The following is a 14,774-nucleotide window of genomic DNA, read 5'->3' as shown; positions in this document are numbered from 1 at the left end:
TGACGCCGATAGGCGCCAACGGCCTCGGTGATCGCGTCTAGGGCCTCTTCCGGCCGTCCCAGCGCGGCCAGCCGGACCGACTGGTTGTTGAGCGACCTGGCGAGGTTGGGGAGGAAAGCGTCGGGTCGGGCTTCGGCCAGACGCCGATAGGCGCCAACGGCCTCGGTGATCGCGTCTAGGGCCTCTTCCGGCCGTCCCAGCGCGGCCAGCCGGACCGACTGGTTGTTGAGCGACATCGCGAGGTTGGGGAGGAAAGCATTGGGCCGGGCCTCGGTCAGACGCCGATAGGCGCCAACGGCCTCGGTGATCGCGTCTAGGGCCTCTTCCCGCCGCCCCAGCGCACCCAGCCGGACCGACTGGCTGTTGAGCCATCGGGCTAGCGATGCAACATCACCAATCGCGCGGTACTCGGTGACGAGGCGAGTGGTCAAGGCTGTTGCAACGTCAGCGAGCACATGCGTTTGCGCGGGCATTGCCGAATACAGCGCTGTGAGAGCTTCGGGCGCACTTTCCGGATCATGCACGATCATGTTGAGTGCCTGTACCAGTGGCGCGGGGGACTCAACGCGGGTGGCAACGTCGACGGCAGTGGCTGCCAGAGCTCCAGGAGGCTCGGTGATCGCCCGGACGAGGCAGTCGGCTGCCCTGTCGCCAGCAGGACGGGCTGCAGCGCGGGCCAAGATGGTGAGTGCGTGATGGCTCTGCTCTGAGCCAGACGTTGGAAGTACGAGGGTAGTTAACGTGGGTTCGGTTGTGACAGCTTCGATGATGTATTGCTCGGCCAAGGGATCGGGTTGCAGGCTGCCCCAGTAGGAGTCACCGGTGGCAGGTGGGGGATACAGGTCGCGGATCCAGTCCGCGAGAGCGCGTCGGTTCTGCTCGGCGATATCACCGCGAAGCCCCGGCAACTGAGCCAGGACCTTATGCGCTTCATCGCGAGGGGTGGGTCCGCAAAGTTGGGCGGCGGCCATGGCCAGTGGCCGAATATGGTCCAAGCCCAGTCCGCGGTGCCGGGCAACGCGGTCCCAGTAACCCCGTTCATGGTTGAGCAAGACCTGCGTAGCCGATAGATCGGCAGTCGGGGATTCCTCGCTCAAGAGCGCCGCGAGGGCGTCCACGTGCAGTGCCAAGGCCTGCCCCGCGCTCAAAGCGGCCGGGGTCGGTTGTCGCGCTCCAGAGCGGCGCGCGCGAAAGTCGATGCCCTCGTAGTCCGGGGAACCTAGGCGCTGTAGGCTGCCGGCAAATGCGATCAGGGCTTCCTGCCACGCTTGCCCGCGCTTCTCCACGCTCTCGGCTAGAGGAGGAAGGGCAACCGGTTCAGATCGCATGGTCGTCGACAGTGCGGCTGAGGACGTGCGCAGGGTGGTGAACCACTCGCCAGCCGCGCGGGCGAGAAGTAGCAGCCGTACGGGGTAGCGGGGAGGATGGGCGGTCAGGTGATCAATGATCGCTTGGGCCTGCTCGGGCCGGGTCTCGACGTAGTCGAGCACCAGCAGTACCGGGGCTGTGCAGCGGCTGAGCGTTTTCAGATGGGCTGAGACGTCTGCTCGTTCCCTTATCTGGCCCACGACCCAGCCGGCGGCGTGCTGCAGATCAGACAGGCGGCGCGCCAAGCGGGTCTTGCCCTGCCCGCCTGCCCCAGTCATCAGCACCGCAGAACACAAGCCCGGCCCCTGACACCAGTCCCGCAGGGCGTCCAGGATTTGCTCACGTCCGGTGAAGGGCACCACTTCATGCTCCGCGCGCAGCAGCGCAGCCGGAGACTGCGGCGCCTGGGCCGGGAACCAGGGGGCTAGTACGTCCTGCAACTCCACCGGCTCACAGCGTAGATTTCGGCCCACAGCCTGTTCTACCGGATGGCGAAAGCCGTCCACGGCAGCCAGGGCGGTGATCGGCACGGCGGTTAGTCGGCGCTGCCCGAACCCCGGGGTGTCCCAAGCCACCACCCCCACCAGCAGCTCTCCGCACCACAAGGGGGCCCCCGACATTCCCGACCAGCGAGAGGGCACGTCGAGGTCGTAATCGGGCCAGCTGTCCACTCGCAGATCCAGCAAGCCTTGCTTCTGCCGGGCGAGTGGATTCAGACGGCCGTCCAGCTGCTCGCTGTCGCGCAGCGGCTCAGGGCCTTCGAACGCACGCGTGGCGTCGGGAAAGCCCACAGCCTCGCACGTGACCCCCGGTGCGGCGCCGACCAGCCGCCCGAAACGCACCGGGGCGCGCCAGCCCGGGTCGAAGTCAGGATCAGCGATCTCGACCAGGGCCGCATCCAACAGTGCATCCCCACGCCACACCACCCGGGCCTCGCGCAGGACACCCTCCTCCAGCAGCCGTACTTGCACGCGCGAGCACGGAACGCGGAATTCGTCGAACGTGACCGCGTGCGCCGCGGTGAGCAGCAGCCGCCCCGCAATCAGGTAGCCCGAGCCGACCGACCACCCCGGCTCCGACCCGGCAGCCCAGATCTCTGCTACGGCCCCGGCGTCCAATCCCATTGCCGTATCCCGTGAATGATCAGCGGGAAGGGATCGAGTCGGCCCGGCCGGTGATCCGGGGCGTGTTGCCCTGGCGGTCCTTGGGGTTGAGTACCAGTTTCATCCGGTGGGTAGCCGTCTCGGCAACCGAGCCCTTTGCTCCGAGTGAGAGCACGTAGACCCGTGCCTTGGCCTCGCCGCCGACTTCCTTGCGAACGTCCACGGCAAATTCCAGCTCGATCGGCCCCACCTCGAACCCGAGCTCCTCGCCCGCCCCCTCGACCTGTGCCGCAGCAAGCTCCGCCCGCACCCCGCGTACTGCGTCGGCCAGACCCACCCACACCTCGTCCGCCACCACGCCCCCTATCAGTAGACTGTCCCGGACTTCCGCAACACCGTACCGGCCACCCTCGGCCGCAGTACCCGCATCTGCAAACCCGCCCCCAGCTTCCTCACAGTGCACTCCCCGACTTCCGAAACTTTGGTGGCGCCCGCAGTGACGGCAAGCTGACGGCAACAGGTGTTAGTTATGGCGTCTCATCTGACTGTCGAAGCGCCACGGTAGGAAGCCGCGTTGTCAGGCTTCATGCGAGGCTTTGGCCATGATTGGTGAAGTGCCCAACGTTGAGGTTGGCCAGCCGTTCGATAGCCGTCGTCTTGCGCATGAGGCTGGTGTCCACCGGCCTCTCCAGGCCGGTATCTGTGGGACCAAGAAGTCCGGCGCTGAGTCCATCGTCGTGTCTGGTGGCTACAAGGATGACGAGGACTACGGCAACGTCATCGTCTACACCGGTCACGGTGGCCAGGACTCGTCCAAGAACCAGGTCAGCGACCAGACAGTTGAGGACGCGGGTAACGCGGCCTTGGTGACCAGTCACATGGAGGGTCTCCCGTCCGTGTGCTTCGAGGGGCACACAAGGGCTCCATCCACGCGCCGGCCACGGGCTACCGGTACGACGGGCTGTACCGCGTCACCAGCTACGGCAGCAAGCTGGGCGTTGACGGCTTCCTCATCTGGCAGTTCAGACTTGAGGCGTACCAGGACACCCCTGCCCCGAAAGCCGTGCAGCAGGAGCTTCCGGAACTCCCCGAGAGTGGTCCCGTACCCGCCGCGGGGGTCACGCCGGCGGGGGCGGAAAGTCCTGAGCGCGTCACCACCAGCGTGCAGCGCATCGTTCGGAGCACGGCAGTCACTCGGCAGGTCAAGAAGTGGCACGAGGGAGCCTGCCAGATCTGCAGCGTGACGGTGATCCTGCCTGGCGGGGCCTACAGCGAGGGCGCCCACATCCAGGCCCTTGGCAGCCCTCACAATGGGCCGGACACCACCGACAACGTGCTCTGCCTCTGCCCCACCTGCCACGTCATGTTCGACGGCGGCGCCATCGTACTGATGGACGACCTCACCATCATGCGGCACGGACGGAATCCGGGACGCTGCACACGCACCCGCAGCACACGATCAACCTGGCCTGCGTTGCCAGCCACCGAGACCGATGGCGCCAGTGACCCGATGCGGTACAGCAGCAATGTACCGCAACCACAGCAACCGTCATCGGCGCTAGACCCCCGTAGTCGGCCGCTGCGCAGCCGGTATGACCGCTTCTGGCCGATCTGGCTATGGCTACGGATCAGAGGGTCGGCAAGGAGGGCAACTGGCCGGGCGCACCTGTGCGGCTCGTGCACTCCACCTGCTCGCCCATGTGTCGTGAGTATGTCGCCCGATGTGGTTCGGCGGGTTCGCTCTGTCCCATCGCGAGCAGGACAGTGACGTCCGCCACGTCTCCCTGAGCCTCCGTCATACTGCTGGTGACTGTGACGTCGAAGCGGCGCGGGGCAGGTCGTGCAACAGGGGGTGGAACCATGTCGGGGTCCGGTCGTGAGCGCCCTTCGCGCGGCGAGCTGATACGACAGCGTGCGCGGGCGCAGTTCGTGGGCAGGCGGCTGCAAGTGTCTCTGTTCGCGGAGAACCTGGTAAGGGATCCGCTGTCGGAGGGTGACCCGGCGAATTTCCTGTTCCATGTACGCGGAGTGGGCGGGGTGGGGAAATCCACCTTGCTCCGGCACTGGCGGGAGGCGGCCCGGCGGGCGGGTGCGGTGACTGCAGTGGTGGACGAGAACGATGTCCACGGCGTACCGCAGGCTCTGTCGGAATTGGCCCGGCAGCTGGCTGAGGAAGCCGGCCCGCTCAAGGGGTTCGACCGGGCAGTCGAGCAGTTCCGCCGGGAGCAGGAAGCAGCCACCGAGCCAGCACCAGCCGTGGGCGCTGCCTCACCCGAGGGCAGTACGTCGCTGTCGAGCCGGTTGGTAGCGCAGGCCACGCTGGGCGCTGTTTCGCTGATTCCCGGCGCCGGTGTGGTGACCGCGATGGCGAACCCGGAGGCCGCAGCGCAGGGGTTAGACCGGCTGCGAGCCGGTGCTGGGGCCCGGGGGCGTCGAGGGCATGGCGGGGACGCGGCCGGGGTGAGCCGGGCGTTCGTCGCCCAGCTGGATCGACTGTGCGGGCAATACCCGTGGGTGGTGCTGTTCTTCGACACTTGGGAGCAGACCGCTCGCTATCTGGACGCCTGGTTGCTAGATCTGCTCCACGACACCTTCGGGCCGCTGCCGGCCAACATCATGGTCGTGCTGGCCGGGCGCGACGAACTCACGGAACGAGAATGGGCACCGTTGCGAGCCCAGGTGGCGGACGTACCGCTGGACGTGTTTACGGAGGCAGAGACCCGGGCTCTGCTGGCCGCACGGGAGGTAACTGAGCCGGAGGCAGTGGAAGCGGTCCTGCAACTGTCAATGGGGCTCCCGCTACTCGTTGAACTCTGCGCCCTTGCCGGGCCCACAACCGCCCGGGTCGTGGCCCAAGGCGGGGATGCCGTGGACGCGGCGGTCGAGCGCTTCGTGCAGTGGATCAGCGACCCGAAACGGCGGGAAACGGTGCTGGCATGCGCGCTGGCGCCGCAGCTGAACGAGGACGTGTTTGCCGCTGCTGCACCTGAGGAAGCTCAGGGTTTGTGGGAGTGGCTCTGCGGGCAGCCGTTCGTCAGCGGCCACGGCGACTTCAAGCAGTATCACGCAGTGGTGCGTGCCAGCATGGTGCGCCACGAGCGCACTCATTCACCCCGGCGCTGGACTACGGTGCACCTCGGACTCGCCGATGCCCACGCAACCTGGCGAATAGCCGTCGAGCAGGGACTTCCCGAATCAAAATATTGGGGCGATCCCCGGTGGTACCGGCACCATCTAGCGGAGACCTACCATCGACTCTGCGCACACCCGGTAGCCAGCCTTGAGACAGCGTTGGAGCAGACGGCTCACGCCGCTGGCGGGGACGCAACGACCCTGCGGCAATGGACCGACATTTTGGCGCAGGCAGCCCGCGATACCGACGACCCCGCCCTCCTCTCCTGGGCCGATCGGCTGGAGAGCGCCAGCACCAATAGCGATCCCGGCCTCGCATCCCTTACTGTCCTGCTGACCCAGGGACAGCTCAACCCCACCATCCGGGCCTGGGTTCACACCTACCGCGGCCGGCGCTTCTTCCTCGCCGATCGCGACGAAGAAGCCCTCGCCGAACTTGACCGTGCCCTCGCCGCTGACCCCCACAACCACCGCGCCATGGCCTACCGCGGCGACGTCCACAGCTGGCAAGGCCGCTACGACGACGCCATCGCGGACCTAAATGCCGCCCTCGACATCAACCCCACCTACGCCTGGGCCCTCGCCTCCCGAGGACAGGCGCACCGGTTGTCGGGTCGTCACGACGACGCCATTGCGGACCTGAATGCCGCCCTCGACCTCGACCCCACAGACGCCTGGACCTTCGCCTCCCGAGGGGAGACGCACCGGTTGGCGGGCCGCTACGACGACGCCATCACCGACCTGAACGCCGCCCTCAACATCAACCCCACCTACGCCTGGGCCCTCGCCTCCCGAGGGGAGACGCACCGGTCGGCGGGCCGCTACGACGACGCCATCACCGACCTGAACGCCGCCCTCGACATCAACCCCACCTACGTCTGGGCCCTCGCCTCCCGAGGGGAGACGCACCGGCAGGCAGACCGCTACGACGACGCCATCACCGACTTCACCGCCGCTCTCAACATCAACCCCACCTACGCCTGGGCCCTCGGCTCCCGAGGACAGGCGCACCGGCAGGCGGGCCGCTACGACGACGCCATCGCGGACCTAAATGCCGCCCTCAACATCGACCCCACCCTCGCCTGGGCCCTCGCCGATCGAGGGGAGGCGCACCGGCAGGCAGACCGCTACGACGACGCCATCACCGACTTCACCGCCGCTCTCAACATCAACCCCACCTACGCCTGGGCCCTCGGCTCCCGAGGACAGGCGCACCGGCAGGCAGGCCGTTACCAGCTTGCGCGGGAGGACCTTGAGCGTGCTACCGCATCCAATCCTGACGACCCTGGCCTGCTGTTTGAGAAATTGCTGCTGGACACGGTGACGTCGGGGCCCATGACATACGCGGAGCAGTGGACCGAGCTACTCAATTCCCCAGTGGAAATATTGAATGAAAATGCCACCGGCTTTTTTAAGCTATTTCGGGCGCTGCTTCTCCAACGCGAAAATAACGTGGTGGAGGCAACCGAAGTGTTCCTGTCTGCAAGCCCTGGCCACGACACTGTCACCGACTTGCTTCGCTACCTAGCTGAGCTATCCGCCGTGGATGGTGAGCTTGGGGACCGCGCGCGGCAGTGCCATCAGCTCATCACAGAGCATGCCCGACAATGAACCACCTCTCGCAGTGCGGGTCTCTCTGGTCAGTAAGAGGCGCTAACCCTCTCTATAGCCGCGCTAAGACGAGGATGGGGTGCGGAGTCTCTACCTGGACCCAGCTCGTGGCTGACATCACCAGATGACATCAACGCCGGGGGACAATCAGGGGACGTGGCAGCCGGAGACCGACCAGAGGCCTCACTGCAAACGCCTTCCGGCAGGTCGCATGAAGCCCGGCACGAAGTTGCAAGGCAGTGGTCCCGGCCTCCTGGCACGGCCAAGATCCCTCCATGGACGATTACGCGCTTCCCACGGGCCACGATGTGCCGACACCGGATGCAGTTCGGCGGAGCTGGGCGACAACCGTTGCGGCACTGCCCGTCGGCTCCCGAGTCGCTGGAGAGATCAGCGGACGTCAGCGCTTCGGAGTCTTCATCCTCCTCGATGGGTTCCCGGAGGCCGTGGCACTGGCCGAGATCACGGCGATGCCGCATGAGATGGAGCTGCCCGCTCTCGGGACCCGCGTCGCGGGTGAGGTTCTCTGGCACGCCGAACACAACCACCAGGTGAAGGTCAGACTCGACGAGTGGAAGGGGTCTGCCGAGTGATCGCTATCGGGCCGTCTCTGGGCCGTGAAAGGTTGGCCAACGTTGACAGGGGACGCCCGAGGGTGACCGGAGCCTCACCCATGTGACCTGGGCGGCCCCGAACGATCTGCGACACTGGTTGAACCATGCCTGCACCCGGAGAACTCACATTCGTCGCGCCGCGCGGAGCCAAGAAGCCGCCGCGGCACCTTGCCGACCTCTCGCCCGAGGAGCGCCGGGAGGCGGTCGCGGAGCTGGGGGAGAAGCCGTTCCGCGCCAAGCAGCTGTCGCAGCACTACTTCGCGCGGTACGCCGATGACCCCGCCGCCTGGACGGACATCCCGGCGGGGGCGCGGGGGAAGCTGGCGGAGGGGCTCCTGCCGGAGCTGATGTCCGTGGTGCGGCACAGCAGCACCGACAACGACACCACGCGCAAGACGCTGTGGCGGCTGTTCGACGGGACGCTGGTCGAGTCGGTCCTGATGCGCTACCCGGACCGGGTGACCATGTGCATCAGCTCGCAGGCCGGCTGCGGCATGAACTGCCCGTTCTGCGCCACCGGCCAGGCCGGTCTGGACCGGAACCTGTCGACCGGGGAGATCGTGCACCAGATCGTGGCGGGCATGCGCTCGCTGCGCGACGGGGAGATCCCGGGCGGCCCTGCGCGGCTGTCGAACATCGTCTTCATGGGCATGGGCGAGCCGCTCGCGAACTACAAGCGCGTCGTCGGCGCCATCCGCCGGCTGACCGACCCGGAGCCGGACGGGCTGGGGCTGTCCCAGCGGGGCATCACCGTGTCGACGGTGGGCCTGGTCCCGGCCATGCTGCGCTTCGCCGACGAGGGCTTCAAGTGCCGGCTCGCGGTGTCGCTGCACGCGCCCGACGACGAGCTGCGCGACACCCTGGTGCCGGTGAACACCCGCTGGAAGGTGCGCGAGGTGCTGGACGCCGCGTGGCACTACGCGGACGTGTCCGGGCGCCGGATCTCCATCGAGTACGCGCTGATCAGGGACATCAACGATCAGGCGTGGCGGGCGGACCTGCTGGGCCGGCTGCTCAAGGGTCGCCGCGTCCACGTCAACCTGATCCCGCTGAACCCGACCCCCGGCTCGAAGTGGACGGCCTCCCGTCCCGAGGACGAGCGGGCCTTCGTGGCGGCTCTGGAGGCGCACGGCGTGCCGGTCACCGTCCGGGACACCCGGGGGCAGGAGATCGACGGCGCCTGCGGTCAGCTGGCGGCTTCCGAGCGCTGACCTGCGCTTGCTATGGTGACGGTCGTTTGCGGCCGTTTGCCGCGACGTCATACAGATCACACAAAAGAACATCCGACAGGGGAGCGCGGAGAGCGCTGAGAGTGCGGCACGGCCGCAGACCCTCGGACCTGATCCGGGTCATACCGGCGTAGGGAGTCACCACATGAGCACCACCCGTCGGCGTGTGGCCGGCACCGCACTGGCCGTCGCGCTCGGCGCGAGCGCGCTCGCCGCCTGCGGCGGCGACGGCGACACCGCCAAGGACAAGGGCGCCGCCGCCTCCAAGACCGTCACCCTGGTCAGCCACGACTCCTTCGCAGCGTCGAAGGACGTGCTGAAGGCGTTCACGAAGCAGACCGGCTACACCGTCAAGGTGCTGCGCGGCGGCGACGCCGGCGCCGCGCTCAACCAGGCCGTGCTGTCCAAGGGCAACCCGCAGGGCGACGTCTTCTTCGGCGTCGACAACACCCTGCTGTCCCGGGCCCTCGACAACGACCTGTTCGAGCCGTACGAGGCCAAGGACCTCGACAAGGTGCCCGCCGCGCTCCAGCCGGACGCCGCGAAGCACCGCGTCACCCCGATCGACTTCGGCGACGTCTGCGTCAACTACGACCGGAAGTACTTCACCGAGCACAAGCTCCCCGTGCCGGAGAGCCTCGACGACCTCGTCAAGCCCGCGTACAAGGACCTGCTGGTCACCGAGAACGCCGCCACCTCCTCCCCGGGTCTCGCCTTCCTCCTCGCCACCACCGCGAAGTACGGCGACGGGGGCTGGGAGGCGTACTGGAAGAAGCTCGAGGCGAACGGCGTCCAGGTCGTCGACGGCTGGGAGCAGGCCTACTACGACACCTTCTCCGGCGCCGGCGGCGGCAAGGGCGACCGGCCGCTGGTCGTCTCGTACGCCTCCAGCCCGCCCGCCGAGGTGCTCGCGCTGAAGACGCAGCCGGCGGAGGGGCCGACCGGTGTCGCGACCGGCACCTGCTTCCGGCAGGTGGAGTTCGCCGGCCTGCTCAAGGGCGCGAAGAACCCCGAGGGCGGCAAGGCGCTCGTCGACTTCCTGCTGAGCCGCGCCTTCCAGGAGGACATGCCGCTCAGCATGTTCGTCAACCCCGTGCGGGACGACGCGAAGCTGCCCGAGGTCTTCACCAAGTACGCGCCGGTCGTCGCCGACCCGGCCACCGTCGCCCCGGAGAAGATCGCCGAGAACCGTGAGCAGTGGGTCAAGTCGTGGTCCTCGCTCGTGCTGAAGTAACGAAGGACGCCGGGGGGCGGCGCGCCGGGACGGCGGCCCTCCGGCCGCTCGCCGTACGGGTCGGCCTGATGGCCGTGCCGGTCGCGTTCTTCGGGCTGTTCTTCGGCTACCCGGTCGCCGCCATCGTCGCCCGCGGGCTCCGCGAGGACGGACGGTGGCGGTTCGGCCGGTTCGCGGACGTCCTGGGCGAGCCCGACGTCCTGCACGTGCTGTGGTTCACCTGCTGGCAGGCGGCCGCCTCCACCGCGCTCACCCTGGCGATCGCGCTGCCCGGCGCCTACGTCTTCGCCCGCTTCGACTTCCCCGGCAAACAGTTGCTGCGCGCGGTGGTGACCGTGCCCTTCGTGCTGCCGACGGTGGTCGTCGGCTCGGCCTTCCTCGCGCTGCTGGGGCGCGGCGGGCTGCTCGACGAACTGTGGGGGGTGCGCCTGGACACCACGGTGTGGGCGATCCTCCTCGCGCACGTCTTCTTCAACTACGCGGTCGTCGTACGGACCGTGGGCGGGCTGTGGGCGCAGCTCGACCCCCGGCAGGAGGAGGCCGCGCGGGTCCTCGGCGCGGGACGCCTCACGGCCTGGCGCAAGGTGACGCTGCCCGCGCTCGCCCCCGCCGTCGCCGCGGCGGCGCTGATGGTCTTCCTCTTCACCTTCACCTCCTTCGGCGTCATCCAGATCCTCGGCGGCCCCACCTTCTCCACCCTCGAGGTGGAGATCTACCGCGAGACCGCCCAGTTGCTGGACCTGCCGACGGCCGCCGTGCTGACCGTCGTCCAGTTCGCCGCCGTCGCGGCGATCCTCGCCGTGCACGCAGGGACGGTACGGCGCAGGGAGGGCGCGCTGCGCCTGGTGGACCCGGCCCGCACCGCCCGGCGGCCGCGCGGCGCCGGCGAGTGGGGACTGCTGGCGGGCGTGCTCGGGGTGGCCGCGCTGCTGATCCTGCTGCCGCTGGGCGTGCTCGCCGAGCGCTCGCTGCACGGACCCGACGGCTACGGCCTCGGCTACTACCGCGCGCTGGGTTCGGTGGCCGGAAGCGGCGGGACGTTCCTGGTCGCGCCGGTCTCCGCGGTCTGGAACTCGCTCCAGTACGCGGCCGCCGCCACCGCGATCGCCCTGGTCGTCGGCGGGCTCGCCGCGGCCGCCCTCACCCGCCGGGCCGGGCGCCTCGTACGGGGCTTCGACGCCCTGCTCATGCTGCCGCTCGGCACCTCGGCGGTGACCATCGGCTTCGGCTTCCTCATCACCCTCGACGAACCGCCGCTGGACCTGCGCTCCTCATGGATCCTGGTGCCGCTCGCCCAGGCGCTGGTCGGGGTGCCCTTCGTGGTGCGCACCATGCTGCCCGTGCTGCGTGCCGTGGACGACCGGCTGCGCGAGGCGGCGGCGGTGCTCGGTGCCTCCCCGCTGCGGGTCTGGCGCGAGGTCGACCTGCCGCTGGTGCGGCGGGCGCTGCTGGTGGCGGCCGGCTTCGCCTTCGCCGTGTCCCTGGGCGAGTTCGGCGCCACCGTCTTCATCGCCCGCCCCGACAACCCCACCCTGCCGGTCGCGGTCGCGCGCTTCCTCGGACGGGCCGGGGAGCTCAACCACGGCCAGGCGATGGCGCTCAGCACAGTGCTGATGTTGGTGTGCGCGGTCGCGCTGCTGGCGCTGGAACGTATCCGCATCGACAGGTCGGGGGAGTTCTGATGACCCTGCTGCGACTGGACGGCGCCACCGTGCGCTTCGGCGGCCACACCGCCCTGGACGCCGTGGGCCTGGAGGTGGCCGAGCACGAGACGGTCTGCGTGCTCGGGCCCAGCGGCAGCGGCAAGTCCACGCTGCTGCGGGTCGTCGCCGGGCTGCAGCCGCTGGACGCCGGGCACGTCCTGCTGGCGGGCCGCGACCAGGCGGGGGTCCCGGCGCACCGGCGCGGCGTGGGCCTGATGTTCCAGGACCACCAACTCTTCCCGCAGCGCGACGTCGCCGGGAACGTCGACTTCGGCCTGCGCATGCGCGGCGCCGGTCGCACCGAACGGCAGCGCGCGGTCGAGGAGTTGCTGGAGCTCGTCGGCATGCCCGGTGCGCAGCAGCGCGCCGTCGCCTCCCTGTCCGGCGGTGAGCAGCAGCGCGTCGCCCTGGCCCGGGCGCTGGCGCCGGGGCCCCGGCTGCTCATGCTCGACGAACCGCTCGGCCAACTCGACCGGGGCCTGCGCGAACGCCTGGTCGTCGAGTTGCGCGGGCTCTTCCGGCGGCTGGGCACCACGGTGCTGGCCGTCACCCACGACCAGAGCGAGGCCTTCGCGCTCGCCGATCGCGTCGTCATCATGCGCGACGGCCGTGTCGAGCAGGTCGGCACCCCGCTGGAGGTGTGGCAGCGGCCCGTCTCCGAGTTCGTGGCGCGCTTCCTCGGCTTCGACAACGTGGTGCCCGCCACCGTCACCGGCGACGCCGCCGACACCGCCTGGGGCAAGGTCCCCGTCCCCCCGGGCTCCCCGCAGGGCGCGGGACGGCTGCTTGTACGGCCCGCCGGCGTACGGCTCGTCCCGCCCTCCGACGGGCTGCGCTGCGACGTCCTCGCCCGTACGTTCCGCGGAGACCAGGTCACGCTTCTCCTGCGGCCCGAGGAGGGCCCGCGGCTGGAGGCGGGTTGCGCCCTGCGCGACGCCCCCGCCGAGGGCGAGACGGTCGGCGTCTCGTTCAGCGCGGACGAGGTCGTGGTCCTGGGCGAGTAGGCCCCGTTCAGCGGCGGGCGCTTTCGGGTGGTGCGGTGGGGCCGGTGGGTGGGTGCGGGTTCGTCTCGCGCCCTTCGGGCGCACGGCGGCTGGCTGCGGAGGGGAGGGTGGGGGCCTGCCCTGTTCGCAGTGTGCGGGTGGGTGGGGGTGCGGGTTCAGGCGCCGGAGCGGGGTGCGTTTCCGGTGGCCTGGGGTCTCGTTGCCGTCCGCCGGTATAGATGGCCGCTTCCACGCCTACTCCCGGTGCTGGGCGCGCCCGCCGTAACCCGCGTCTGCGGATATTTCGGGGTGCCGCAGGGGGGTCGGTGGGAGATCGGGCTCGCTTTCAGCGGTATAGCCGTCGGAAGAGAGCCCGATGTCCGATCGGGGAAGCACCCGCAGACGCCGGTTACGGCGGGCGCGCCACCCACCAAGAGTGGGCGTGGTCACCGGCCATCTGCACCCGCTGACGGCAACGAGACCCGAGCCAGACGAACAACCAGCCCCGCTCCGGCGCCTGAACCCCAGCCGCCCACCCACCCGCACACCGCAGACAAGCCCCGGACCGCCACCCTCCCCTCCGCAGCCAGCGCAGTGCGCCCGAAGGGCGCGAGACGGCGCGACAGCCGGCGACGTACGGGCTAACCCCGCGTCAGGCGTGCCAGGGCCTGCGGGGCGTCCTCGACGGAGTCGACCAGCGCGATGCGCGGCTCCATGGAGCGGCCTTCCGCCAGTGCCTGGAGGAGAGGCCAGGCCGGCAGCCGCCGGGTCCAGTGGTCACGGTCGACCAGCACCATGGGGCGCGGGGCGCCGTTGGACTCGTAGTAGTTCGGCGTGGTGTTGTCGAAGACCTCCTGGACGGTGCCCGCGGCGCCCGGCAGGAAGACGACCCCGGCGGTGCAGCGGGCCAGCAGGCCGTCCTCGCGGGTGGCGTTCGCGAAGTACTTGGCGATGTGCGCGGCGAAGGCATTCGGCGGCTCGTGGCCGTAGAACCACGTCGGCACGCCGATCGACTCGCCGCCACCGGGCCACCGGTCGCGCACGTCGAAGGCGACGCGCGCCCAGTCCGTGACGGAGGGACGGAAGGAGGGGATCTTGGCGACCGTCTCCAGGGCGTCGAGGAGCATCGTGTCGTCGAAGGGCGCGGCGTAGGCGCCGAGGTTGGCCGCCTCCATGGCGCCGGGCCCGCCGCCCGTGGCGACGGTCAGGCCCTCGCGGGCCAGCGCGCGGCCGAGGCGGGCGGCGCCCGCGTACGCGTCGGTGCCGCGCTCCATGGCGTGACCGCCCATGACGCCCACGACGCGGGCGTCCATGACGAGTTCGTCGAAGGCGTCGGAGACCGCGTCGTCGTGGATGCTGCGGAGCATCGAGGCGTAGATGTCGCGGCTGCCCCGCGTGCGCAGGAACCACTGGTAGGCGCGGGCGTCCGGGGTCGCCTCGTAGCCGTCGGCCAGGCCCTCGAACAGCGTCCCGGGGGCGTAGAGCGAGCCCCGGTACGGGTCGAAGGGAAGGTCCGGCAGCGGGGGGAAGACCATGGCACCGGCGGCGCGGACGCGGGACGTCGTCTCCGGCTCCATCGGGCAGCCCAGGAACACGGCCTCGGCGGTGTCGGCGGACAGCAGGGCGTCCGTACGGGTCGTCAGGTCGACCGACTGGACGCGGTATCCGCGCAGCGAGCCCGACGCGGCGACGCGGTCGAACTCCTCGAGGGTCTCTATCTCGTGATCGTTCGGATCGTTCGGCGAGAGCACGCCCGCCACCCTAGCGCCCGCGGCGGAGGCCGCCGCCGCGGGGCTG

General features: G+C 69.6%; 10 protein-coding genes, 1 pseudogene and 1 riboswitch. Of the genes and pseudogenes, 8 read left to right on the top strand and 3 right to left on the bottom strand.

What is annotated here, in order from left to right:
• On the bottom strand, positions 1-2,492 hold a 2,492-nt coding region (locus tag ABZ479_RS31350), incomplete at its 3' end, for a trypsin-like peptidase domain-containing protein (protein WP_500464720.1).
• Between the two features lie 19 nt (positions 2,493-2,511).
• Positions 2,512-2,826, bottom strand: a complete 315-nt coding sequence (locus tag ABZ479_RS31345; RefSeq protein WP_500464719.1) for a trypco2 family protein — start codon at positions 2,824-2,826, stop codon at positions 2,512-2,514.
• A gap of 247 nt (positions 2,827-3,073) precedes the next feature.
• Here ABZ479_RS31345 and ABZ479_RS31340 point away from each other — a divergent pair.
• From ABZ479_RS31340 to ABZ479_RS31305, 8 genes and pseudogenes are all read left to right on the top strand, one after another.
• Positions 3,074-3,447, top strand: a pseudogene (locus tag ABZ479_RS31340) (YDG/SRA domain-containing protein); the annotation flags it as partial.
• A gap of 87 nt (positions 3,448-3,534) precedes the next feature.
• The gene (locus ABZ479_RS31335; RefSeq protein WP_500464747.1) at positions 3,535-4,239 is read left to right on the top strand and encodes an HNH endonuclease; all 705 of its coding nucleotides are present in this window, start codon (positions 3,535-3,537) and stop codon (positions 4,237-4,239) included.
• A gap of 179 nt (positions 4,240-4,418) precedes the next feature.
• Positions 4,419-7,214, top strand: a complete 2,796-nt coding sequence (locus ABZ479_RS31330; RefSeq protein WP_500464718.1) for a tetratricopeptide repeat protein — start codon at positions 4,419-4,421, stop codon at positions 7,212-7,214.
• Between the two features lie 275 nt (positions 7,215-7,489).
• Entirely contained in the window at positions 7,490-7,807 is a 318-nt protein-coding gene (locus tag ABZ479_RS31325) for a hypothetical protein (protein ID WP_500464717.1), read from the top strand.
• A gap of 125 nt (positions 7,808-7,932) precedes the next feature.
• Positions 7,933-9,039 (top strand): dual-specificity RNA methyltransferase RlmN, encoded by a 1,107-nt coding sequence (gene rlmN, locus ABZ479_RS31320; protein ID WP_499602149.1) that lies wholly within the window; start codon positions 7,933-7,935, stop codon positions 9,037-9,039.
• 67 nt (positions 9,040-9,106) lie between these two features.
• Positions 9,107-9,211, top strand: a riboswitch (TPP riboswitch).
• Positions 9,203-10,291: a thiamine ABC transporter substrate-binding protein gene (locus ABZ479_RS31315; protein WP_500464716.1), complete on the top strand. Its 1,089-nt coding sequence runs from the start codon at positions 9,203-9,205 to the stop codon at positions 10,289-10,291. It overlaps the preceding riboswitch by 9 nt.
• A 68-nt stretch (positions 10,292-10,359) precedes the next feature.
• Entirely contained in the window at positions 10,360-11,973 is a 1,614-nt protein-coding gene (locus ABZ479_RS31310; protein ID WP_500464746.1) for an ABC transporter permease, read from the top strand.
• Positions 11,973-12,998, top strand: coding sequence for an ABC transporter ATP-binding protein (locus ABZ479_RS31305; RefSeq protein ID WP_500464715.1), 1,026 nt, complete (start codon positions 11,973-11,975; stop codon positions 12,996-12,998). Before ABZ479_RS31310 ends, ABZ479_RS31305 begins: the two co-directional genes overlap by 1 nt.
• A gap of 620 nt (positions 12,999-13,618) precedes the next feature.
• On the opposite strand, the gene ABZ479_RS31300 is transcribed toward ABZ479_RS31305, so the two are convergent.
• Positions 13,619-14,737 (bottom strand): LOG family protein, encoded by a 1,119-nt coding sequence (locus tag ABZ479_RS31300; protein ID WP_500464714.1) that lies wholly within the window; start codon positions 14,735-14,737, stop codon positions 13,619-13,621.
• Positions 14,738-14,774: the final 37 nt, after the last annotated feature.

It is taken from the genome of Streptomyces sp. NPDC005722 (assembly GCF_040630935.1).
Taxonomy (GTDB): Bacteria; Actinomycetota; Actinomycetes; order Streptomycetales; family Streptomycetaceae; genus Actinacidiphila.
This window is presented reverse-complemented; position numbering and strand designations above follow the sequence as displayed.

Bases quoted from the DNA above. Each gene is read 5' to 3' on its own strand.
- ABZ479_RS31305 (WP_500464715.1), top strand. From the start codon at position 11,973: ATGACCCTGCTGCGACTGGACGGCGCCACCGTGCGCTTCGGCGGCCAC.
- ABZ479_RS31310 (WP_500464746.1), top strand. From the start codon at position 10,360: ATGGCCGTGCCGGTCGCGTTCTTCGGGCTGTTCTTCGGCTACCCGGTC.
- rlmN (WP_499602149.1), top strand. From the start codon at position 7,933: ATGCCTGCACCCGGAGAACTCACATTCGTCGCGCCGCGCGGAGCCAAG.
- ABZ479_RS31315 (WP_500464716.1), top strand. From the start codon at position 9,203: ATGAGCACCACCCGTCGGCGTGTGGCCGGCACCGCACTGGCCGTCGCG.
- ABZ479_RS31325 (WP_500464717.1), top strand. From the start codon at position 7,490: ATGGACGATTACGCGCTTCCCACGGGCCACGATGTGCCGACACCGGAT.